3 protein-coding genes are annotated in these 2,375 nt (G+C 42.3%); all 3 read left to right on the top strand.

Annotated elements, in window-relative coordinates:
* Positions 1-65 precede the first annotated feature (65 nt).
* A complete protein-coding gene (locus A3735_RS17365; RefSeq protein WP_068515291.1) occupies positions 66-311 on the top strand; it encodes an acyl carrier protein in 246 nt (81 codons plus the stop codon).
* A 1-nt stretch (position 312) separates the two neighbouring features.
* A complete protein-coding gene (locus tag A3735_RS17360; RefSeq protein ID WP_082865367.1) occupies positions 313-1,824 on the top strand; it encodes a class I adenylate-forming enzyme family protein in 1,512 nt (503 codons plus the stop codon).
* A 27-nt stretch (positions 1,825-1,851) separates the two neighbouring features.
* The coding region (locus A3735_RS17355; protein ID WP_231882570.1) for an asparagine synthase-related protein at positions 1,852-2,375 on the top strand (524 nt) is incomplete at its 3' end.

The raw sequence follows: 2,375 nt of genomic DNA, 5'->3' as shown, positions 1-2,375 counted from the left end.
AGTTAGAATAAATAATCCTTACAATAATGTAACAACATCTTTTTATTTAAGATTTAGGAAACACTATGAGCAATGAAGCAACGCTAAGAACATTTATCCTTGAGAACTACATGTTCACAGACAATCAAGACGAACTCAAAAATGATGACTCTTTTTTGGATAAAGGCATTCTAGACTCCATGGGAATACTCGAAGTCATTGCACTGCTTGAGGATGATTTTAACATCACCGTTGAAGATGAAGAGATGGTTCCTGAAAACCTTGACTCAATCAACAACCTACTAGCTTATATTTCTAAGAAATCTGCATAGTATGACGATAGCAAGCATATTAAGTGCGCTGGCGAAGCATGCTCATTCTACTCCAGACCGGACTGCCGTAACATATAGTGTTAACGAAGCAAGGAATCTTAGCTATTACCAGCTAGCTTGCCTTGTTAACATCTATAGGAAGAAGATTAAATCATTGAATATTCCTAGCAACGACAAAGCTGTTATATGCCTGGAAAATTCCGCTGAATATATCGCTCTCCTTTATGCTTGCTGGTCTCTAGACATTACTGTTATTCCACTGCACAGCCAAAGTGCTGTTCGAGAAGTTCAACATATTCTGGATTTCTCTCAAGCGAAGTTAGCCATCACCAAAAATAATTTGGCAATAAACTTAGAAAACTCAGTTCAACACCTCAAGGTAGAGGCAAATGAATTTGAGCTATTATTAGACACGGAAGCAGCGAAACCCGACTTAGACCAGTGGGTAATCCCAGCTGTTGAGCACAACGCGCTAATCTTGTTTACCTCTGGCACCACAGGAGACCCTAAAGGTGTCATGCTTTCTCATAGTAACCTGCTTGCTAATACTCAATCAATTGTCCAATACCTGAGCTTAAGTGCGACCGACTGCACCTATTGCGTATTACCATTCACATACAGCTACGGCAACTCAGTATTACAAACTCATATTTATGCTGGGGCAAGTATTTGCTTAGGGCAGTCAATGCTCTACCCTAAACTCATTGCTGAAGACTTAAACAAAGCAAGCATTACGGGTTTTTCTGGTGTACCCTCAACATTTCAAATTCTTTTACATAAGACTAGCTTTGCCAAAATACATCCGCAACTTAGATATATTACCCAGGCAGGTGGAAGTATGAGTGTTACGACTACCAAAGAGTTACTAGAGGCACTACCTAACACCGATATTTACGTCATGTATGGACAAACTGAAGCGTCAGCAAGGCTCACCTACCTGCCGCCAGCCAGACTACTAGAAAAAGCCGGCTCAATCGGCATCCCAATACCTGATGTAGAGTTAGCGATTAGCGATGAAAGCGGCAAACTATTGGGGCCAAACGAGACAGGTGAACTTATTGCCAAGGGAGACAATATCATGCAAGGATATTTGAGCAACCCAACGGCTACGGAACAAACAATTACAGGTGACTGGCTACACACCGGCGATTTGGGCTACAGAGATATTGATGGTTTCTATTACATCAAAGGCCGCCAGAAACAAATGATTAAATCTGGCGCTAACCGTATTCACCCAGAAGAAATTGAAGAAGTTATCCTGGAGTGTGATGCTGTTAGCGAGGTTTCTGTCACTGGAATCAAAGACGAGCTGCTAGGCGAAGTCATCGCTGCTTTTGTAATTCTCAAACAGGGCTTTGGTGAAGACCCAAAACCGATCCGCTATCATTGCCGGAAAAATCTACCGCCTCACAAACAAGTTAAGGAAATTTTCTGGGTCAGTGAATTTCCTCGCACAAGTAGCGGAAAAATAAAACGTCACGAGCTAGCAAGCTTTGCCAATGCGCGCAAATAACTCATTTACGGAAAGAAGAGATCACTAATGAATAGCCAAGTTGAAAACCTACTTAAACAATACACCCAGTTAGACCATGCAGCTGAGGTAGAACGCATTGGGGGATTTATTAGAGACTCCTTACGAAAAACGCTACACCGTCGCGGCTTGGTCGTCGCAATATCTGGTGGAATAGACAGCTCAGTTAGTGCAGCTTTAGCTGTCAGTGCACTTGGCCCGAAAAAAGTATTTGGAATCTTAATGCCAGAAACAGATTCTTCTTCAACTAGCTTAGAGAGAGGTAGAGCTCTAGCCGAGCACCTCGGCATCGAGTATACAGTTCAAGATATTGCCCCAGCACTAGAAGCAATAGGTTGTTATGAATGGCGCGATCAAGCGATCAAAAAGACCTTCCCAGAGTATTGCGAAGGTTGGAAAAATAAAATAGTGATCGATGGAGGGGCTAAAGGACAAATTAACCACTTCAAACTTGTCGTTGAAGACCCGTCCGGCAAGCAGCAGCAAAAGCGTTTGGGTTTAAATGAGTACCTGACAATTGTAGCAGCAACAAA

Source organism: Oleiphilus sp. HI0061, from assembly GCF_001635675.1.
Note: the sequence above shows the minus strand (reverse complement) of the source record. Positions and strands in the feature narration are given on the sequence as shown.